This is a genomic window from Streptomyces sp. UF-297 (assembly GCF_058245575.1).
Genome location: NZ_JBSIBZ010000102.1, coordinates 25,460 through 32,334, shown reverse-complemented (window position 1 = coordinate 32,334; position 6,875 = coordinate 25,460). Strand labels below are relative to the sequence as shown.

The following is a 6,875-nucleotide window of genomic DNA, read 5'->3' as shown; positions in this document are numbered from 1 at the left end:
ACCGGCAAGATGCTGGACGAGCGGCTCGGCAAGATCACGTTCTGGACGCTGTTCGTGGGCTTCCACGGCACGTTCCTCGTACAGCACTGGCTCGGTGCCGAAGGCATGGCCCGGCGCATTCCCGACTACCTGGCCGCCGACGGCTTCACCACCCTCAACACCATTTCCTCGATCTTCTCCTTCACCCTGGGTCTGTCGATCCTGCCGTTCCTCTACAACGTCTGGAAGACCGCCAAGTACGGCAAGAAGATCGAGGTCGACGACCCGTGGGGATACGGCCGCTCCCTGGAGTGGGCGACCTCCTGCCCGCCGCCGCGGCACAACTTCACCACGCTGCCGCGCATCCGCTCCGAATCCCCCGCCTTTGATCTGCACCACCCGGAGATCGGTGCGCCCGCCGTCGAGAAGGACACCGAGAAAGGCGCGCTGGTATGAGAACCACGGCCGAGGCGATCAACGAGATCGAGGGGTATCTGCTGTGGGAGGCCGAGAAGGACAAGGCGCGGGCGCGGGCCGGTGCGTTCGCCTCCCGTATGCCCTGGCTGACCGAGTCCCAGCAGGCCGAGGTGGAACGCGTCTACGCCCAGGACCAACTGGAGGTGTCCCGGGCCTATTTGAAGCGGATCGCGAGCCGGAGCGGTGAGCTGCGCGCCGAATACGAGGGCGTCTACCACGTACTGCGCAGACGCCTTCTGGTCGCCTTCCTGGGCGCCTTTCTCGTCGGAATGGCGTTGGTGACGGCGACGGTTGTGGCCGCGATGTCCCGGTAGGCGGTGACCGCGTCGCCGCGGTGTCCCGGGAGGCGACGGCCCGCGGAATCCGCGCGACGGCCGGGGCGGGCCGGACGAGGTCGGCCCGCCCCGGTCAGGGAGCCGCCCGGTCGCCGGGCGCTCCCGAGGTGTAGGTGATCCGGCAGTTCTCCAGCCGCAGGCCCCGCCGCTGCTCGCCCTGCGACGACGGCGGGCGCAGCGCGGCGTTGATGGCCTCCTCGGCCGCGTACACCTTCGCGAAAGCCGCCGCGCCGGCCACGCGGTTCGCCGCCGCCATGTCGCGCAGCACCTTTTCCGGCGCCGCGTACTGCTCGTGGACGCGCCTGCGCGGATGGTCCTCGTGAATGTCCAGCGGCTCGACATTCTTGAAATACGAGGCCGGGGTGACCGTCTCCCGCCAACTCGCCGCACCGGACGGCCGCAGCGCCCCGGAGACTGAACCGAACAGGGACCGGAAGGCGCGCGGCGTGGCCTCCTCTAGCGAGAACACGATCTTCGGGCTGTCGCGCAGCCCCTCCCTGGGGTCGCACAGGTACACCAGACAGGGCAGCGCCCGGGGATCCACGCCCAGCGTCCGCGCGAAGGCCCGGGCCCCCTCGGGGTCGTACGGCTGCCAGCGCAGCCACTGCATGGCCCCCAGGGTGCGGTACCGGTCCGGCGGGAGGCGGTCGCGCCAATACCGCTTGGCCGTACGCCAGTCGGTGCGCCGCTCCACGACGAAGACACGGGTGGCGGGGCCGGACAGGGCGTGCAGGTCGTCGAAGTGGGTGCGCACGTAGGTGGCGAGTTCGTGGTCGGCCTCGCTGTAGAGGAGCAGGCCCCACAGGCGCGGGGAGTCGTGCGCGGCCGGCGCGTTCGCCGCGAGCTGGAGCTTCTCGAACAGCGCCGCGGGGTTACGGGCCGCGTCCAGGCTGTACTGGTCGTGCGCCGGGCGCTGTACGCACAGGACCAGCAGGTCGCCGTCCTGCACGCCAGCCGCCCGCAGCGTCAGGGAGTCGTCCAGCTGCTCGTCGGTGGCCGGGTCGGTGAGCCACACCCGCTGCGGCGGGGGATCGGTCACCGGGCCCGCCGCCCCGATGCGGTACGCCTTGGCCAGGCACAGCTGCTGCACATCGGCCGGGGTGTGCGCATCGGAGACGGAGATGTCGAAGGTGTCCTTGAGGCAGTCCTTCTCGAAGTCGGCCCAGCGGGGGAGGCGTTCGGCACGGCGGTCTAAGGCGGCGGTGCCCTCCTGGTCGCCGGAGCCGTCGGTGAACTCCCCGGACGCGATGCGCTGATGCAGCGCGAAGGCGTAGCCGTTCCCGTAGGGGGAGTAGGACACCTTGACCCAGTCGCCTTCGCGGACTGCGATCTTCAAACGCACCCGTCCTCCTCAACCACCGTGCGATTGCAGCAGTATGGCCGAACCGCGGCCGCTGTCACGCGTGATTGAGGAGGGTGCATCCGACCGGGTTGGGCCGAGCGGATTCAGTCGAACGGGCTCACCCGGTCACGGTGATCTGCGCCATGGGGTCGGTGGTGTCGGCGACCTTGTACGCGGCGCTGATCTCCGAGGTGTTCGTGCTGATCGGGCAGCCGAACCCGCCTTCGATCCGCACCGGTACCGAGGCGTTGGCGACAAAGAGGGCCGAGGGGGCGCCATTGGTCCAGGTGCCGTTGACGGCCGCCGTTCCACCGGGCGCCGCGGTGACCGTACAGCCGGCGAGCCCGCTGGTCTTCAGGACGAAGCCGCCGGAGGGGATGGTCAGCCCGGCGGTGACCTGCGCGCCGTACTGGAGCGAGATCCCCCAGGAGCCCGAGGTGGCGATGGTGGCGCTGACGCCGGGCACGCTGGTGGTGCAGGAGCCGTAGCTGGGCGCCGCCAGGGAGTTGGCGACCGGACCCGCGGGGTTGTGGTTGCGCGGCGCCGCCGGGACCTGGCCGGTGGCCTTGGAGGCGGTGCAGGTCACCGTCACCGACCCCGCCTTGAACGTCGCCTGGCCGCTGAGTTCGGCGGTGAAGGCGTGCCCGGCCGGGGCGACGGTGGTGGACGACGGCGCGCCCGAGGGCGCCGCCGGCGAGGCGGGCGCAGTGGGGGGTGCGGTGGCGGGCTGCGCCGAGGAGGTGTCGCTGCAGCCGAGGGTCAGTGCCGCGACGGCGGCGCCCGTACCCACGGCCAGCAGGGTGCTGCTGCAGAGGCTGCGCTGCGTCGTCATCTCGGGTGTCCTCCAAGGGGAGGGGGCGAGGTCGGCGGGCCGGGGGAGGGGAAGTGGCCCGGTGGCGCGGGAGGGGCCGCGGGCCGCTGGTGCGGACGCGCGCGGCGGCGGTGTGGCCGGTGCAGAGCGGTGTGCGCGGATGCGGAACTGCCGGGTGTTACCGGCGAGTTGAATGTAGGACCGCCCTCGGGCGTTGGCAAGGTTGAGGATGCGACAGCTTCAGGGCTCGCGGGGCGGGGGCGGCCCCGGGGCGCGGGAGGGCTCGTGGGGCGTGGGGCGTGCCGGGGCCGGGGAGGGCTCGTGAGGCGAGAGGTGCCCCGGGGCCGGGGAGGGTTTCTGGTGCGGCTGTGGTGGCCGCGCGCCCAGCAGCTCCTCCAGTTCGGCCCGTACGCGGCGCTCCATCGCGCGCGCGAACTCCGCGTCCACCACGGTGCCCGCCACCGGGCGGAGCCGGTCCACGGCCTCGGCGATGCGCCGCATGCGCGCGGCCGGCAGCTCGCCCGGGGGCAGCTCGCCCGGGCCCGACGGGCCGATGACATGGGTGCGCAGCAGGGCGGCGAAGCGGTCCGCGAGGTCGGCCGTACGGCGCTGCGCGAAGTCCCCGGCCGCCAGCACCGCCGCCAGCGGAACGCCCTCCCCGACCAGGGCGAGCGCCGCCTCCAGCAGGCGCCGGCTGACATGGGTGGCGGTGTCGCCGTCCACCGTGAGGTAGCCCAGCTCCACCGCACGGCGCAGATTGGCCCCGGTCGCCTCGTGGCCGAAGAGCGACCGCAGCTCGTCCAGGCCGAGGCGTACGGGCTCCTCCTGGGGCCAGCCGTGGGTCATCGCCCGCTCCAGGCCCAGGAGTTCGGCCACCGGGCGGCCCCGCTCCCAGGCAAAGAGGAGTTCGGTGAGGCCGCCGACCGTGTAGCCGCGCTCCAGCAGGTCGCTGATCAGGCGCAGCCGGGCGAGGTGGTCCTGGGAGTACCACGCGATGCCGCCCTCGCGGCGCGGCGGCGGCAGCAGCCCGCGCTCCTGGAAGTGCCGCAGGTCGCGCACCTTCACTCCGGCGGCCAGCGCCAGCTCCTGGAGGCGGTACTCCTGCTGTCCGGGGGCGCGGGCGGCCGTACGGTCGCGTGGAATCCGGCCCGTACGGCCGTGCGGAATCTCCTGACGGTGCTGCCCCTCGGGCACATCGCTCATCCCGCACATGCTAGATCGCCCAGCCGCCCGCGCCCGGCTGCCGCCCGCACCCCTCAGTGGTATGTCACCTGGAGTTCCTTGACGCCGTTGAGCCAGGCCGAGCGCAGCCGCCGGGGGGCGCCGGCCAGGGCGATGTCCGGGACGGTGTCCGCGATGGCGTTGAAGATCAGGTCGATCTCCAGTACGGCCAGGGACTTGCCGAGGCAGAAGTGCGGGCCGCCACCGCCGAATCCCAGGTGCGGATTGGGGTCGCGGGTGATGTCGAAGACCTCGGGCCGCTCGAAGACCTCCGGGTCGTTGTTGGCAGAGGAGTAGAAGATGCCCACGCGCTGCCCCTTGGCGATACGGGCGCCGCCGAGGGTGGTGTCCTGGGTGGCGGTGCGCTGGAAGGAGACGACCGGCGTCGCCCAGCGCACGATCTCGTCGGCCGTCGTCGTGGGGCGCTCGCGCTTGTAGAGCTCCCACTGGTCGGGGTGGGTGAGGAAGGCGTGCATGCCGTGGGTGATGGCGTTGCGGGTGGTCTCGTTGCCGGCCACCGCCAACAGCAGGACGAAGAAGCCGAATTCGTCGGAGGCCAGGTTGCCCTCGTCCTCCGCTGCCACCAGCCGGCTGACGATGTCCTTGGCCGGGCACTGCTTGCGCTCGGCGGCCAGGTTCATCGCGTACGAGATCAGCTCCATCGCCGCGTTGGCGCCGACCTCCTCGGTGATGGCCAGCTCGGGGTCGTCGTAGGCGATCATCTTGTTGGACCAGTCGAAGATGCGGGCCCGGTCCTCCTGGGGGATGCCGATCAGTTCGGCGATGGCCTGGAGGGGGAGTTCGCAGGCGATGTCGGTGACGAAGTCGCCGCGGCCGCCTGCCCGCGCCTGCCCCACGATCTTCGCCGCCCGGTCGCGCAGGGCGCCTTCGAGGGCGCGTACGGAGCGGGGGGTGAAGCCGCGCTGGACGATCTGGCGGACCCGGGTGTGCTCGGGCGGGTCCATGTTCAGCATGATCAGCTTCTGCACGTCTATCTGGTCGCGGGTCATGGACTCGTTGAAGCGGATGATGGAGGTGTTGAGGCCGGCGGAGAAGATCTCCGGCTTGGTGGAGACCTCCTTGACGTCCTCGTGGCGCGTCACCGCCCAGTAGCCGTCGTCCTCGAAGCCCGCGATGTTGTGCGGCTGGGCGTTCCACCACACCGGTGCGGTCCGCCGCAGCTGGGCGAACTCCGGGAGGGGGACGCGCTGTTGGTAGACGTCGGGGTCGGTGAAGTCGAACCCCTCGGGCAGTGCTGGGCAAGGCATCGGCGGCTCCAGGTGAACTGACGAACCATCAGATGTGTGCGGGTGAAGGTAATAACGAGTTCTACAAGTGGCAAGGGTCATGGCCGTTCGACTTGCCGGCAAGGGGGCGGCCGCTCGTGCACGCCCCTTGCACCCCTGTGACCCGCTCCATAAGACTGTGCTTCCGGAACTAGAACGCGTACTAGTTCCTTCGCGGAGCCCGGGCGCGCCGCGGACGCGAGGAGAGGACGAGGCACGTCATGGCCGCTGAACCCGTCATCGTCGAAGCCGTACGCACCCCCATCGGCAAGCGCGGCGGAGCGCTCGCCAACCTCCACCCCGCCTACCTCCTGGGCGAGACCTACCGTGAACTCCTCGCCCGTACGGCCATCCAGCCCGACTGCGTCGAGCAGATCGTCGGCGGCACGGTCACCCACGCCGGGGAGCAGTCCATGAACCCCGCGCGCAACGCCTGGCTGGCGATGGGCCTGCCGTACGAGACCGCGGCGACGACGGTGGACTGCCAGTGCGGCTCCTCGCAGCAGGCCAACCACCTGGTGGCCAACATGATCGCGGGCGGGGTGATCGACATCGGCATCGGGTGCGGCGTGGAGGCCATGTCGCGGGTCCCGCTGGGCAGCGGCTCCAAGCACGGGCCCGGGAAGCCGTGGCCGGACGAGTGGAACGTCGATCTGCCCAACCAGTTCGAGGCCGCCGAGCGCATCGCCCGCAACCGCGGGCTGACCCGGGAGAACGTGGACGCGCTCGGCCTGATCTCGCAGGAGCGGGCGCACATCGCCTGGGCCGAGGAGCGTTTCAAGCGCGAGACCTTTGCCGTACAAGTGCCCACCACCGAGGAGGAACAGGCGGCGGGGCAGGGCATGTGGCGGCTGGTGGACCGCGACGAGGGGCTGCGCGACACGAGCATGGAGGCGCTGGGCGGCCTCAAGCCCGTGATGCCGACGGCCGTGCACACCGCCGGCAACTCCTCGCAGATATCGGACGGCGCCTGCGCGATCATGTGGGCCTCCAAGCGGATGGCGCGGGCCCTCAAGCTCAAGCCGCGGGCGCGCATCGTGGCACAGGCGCTGGTCGGCGCCGACCCGCACTACCACCTGGACGGGCCGATCGACGCGACGCGCGCGGTGCTCGGCAAGGCCGGGATGTCACTGAAGGACATCGACCTGGTGGAGATCAACGAGGCCTTCGCCTCTGTGGTCCTGTCCTGGGCCCAGGTCTTCGAACAGGACCTGGAGAAGGTCAACGTGAACGGCGGCGCCATCGCGCTGGGGCACCCGGTGGGGGCGACCGGCGCCCGCCTGATCACCACGGCGCTTCACGAACTGGAGCGTACGGACAAGGAGTTCGCCCTGATCACGATGTGCGCGGGCGGGGCGCTGGCCACGGGGACGATCATTCAGCGGCTGTAGTTGCGACGGAGGTTGCGGGCGGTCGGCGGGCTG

Annotated in this window: 7 protein-coding genes; 3 read left to right on the top strand and 4 right to left on the bottom strand. The window is 71.2% G+C overall.

The window, feature by feature from the left end:
• Both AC4IJH_RS37565 and AC4IJH_RS37560 read left to right on the top strand, forming a co-directional pair.
• Nucleotides 1-435, top strand: a 435-nt coding sequence (locus AC4IJH_RS37565) for a cbb3-type cytochrome c oxidase subunit I (protein WP_490856485.1), incomplete at its 5' end; no start/stop codon positions are given.
• Nucleotides 432-770 carry a hypothetical protein gene (locus AC4IJH_RS37560; RefSeq protein ID WP_490856484.1) on the top strand — a complete coding sequence of 113 codons (339 nt, stop codon included), beginning with the start codon at nt 432-434 and terminating at the stop codon, nt 768-770. The genes AC4IJH_RS37565 and AC4IJH_RS37560, both read left to right, overlap by 4 nt.
• 94 nt (nt 771-864) lie before the next feature.
• On the opposite strand, the gene AC4IJH_RS37555 is transcribed toward AC4IJH_RS37560, so the two are convergent.
• From AC4IJH_RS37555 to AC4IJH_RS37540, 4 genes are all read right to left on the bottom strand, one after another.
• Nucleotides 865-2,127, bottom strand: a complete 1,263-nt coding sequence (locus AC4IJH_RS37555) for an EsaB/YukD family protein (protein ID WP_490856483.1) — start codon at nt 2,125-2,127, stop codon at nt 865-867.
• Between the two features lie 124 nt (nt 2,128-2,251).
• A complete protein-coding gene (locus AC4IJH_RS37550) occupies nt 2,252-2,965 on the bottom strand; it encodes a hypothetical protein (RefSeq protein ID WP_490856482.1) in 714 nt (237 codons plus the stop codon).
• Nucleotides 2,966-3,184: 219 nt separating this feature from the next.
• Nucleotides 3,185-4,147, bottom strand: a complete 963-nt coding sequence (locus AC4IJH_RS37545) for a MerR family transcriptional regulator (protein ID WP_490856481.1) — start codon at nt 4,145-4,147, stop codon at nt 3,185-3,187.
• A 53-nt stretch (nt 4,148-4,200) separates the two neighbouring features.
• A complete protein-coding gene (locus AC4IJH_RS37540; protein WP_490856480.1) occupies nt 4,201-5,433 on the bottom strand; it encodes a cytochrome P450 in 1,233 nt (410 codons plus the stop codon).
• Between the two features lie 239 nt (nt 5,434-5,672).
• On the opposite strand from AC4IJH_RS37540, the gene AC4IJH_RS37535 reads away from it, so the two are divergent.
• Nucleotides 5,673-6,842: a steroid 3-ketoacyl-CoA thiolase gene (locus AC4IJH_RS37535; RefSeq protein ID WP_490856479.1), complete on the top strand. Its 1,170-nt coding sequence runs from the start codon at nt 5,673-5,675 to the stop codon at nt 6,840-6,842.
• The last annotated feature ends 33 nt before the right edge of the window (nt 6,843-6,875 follow it).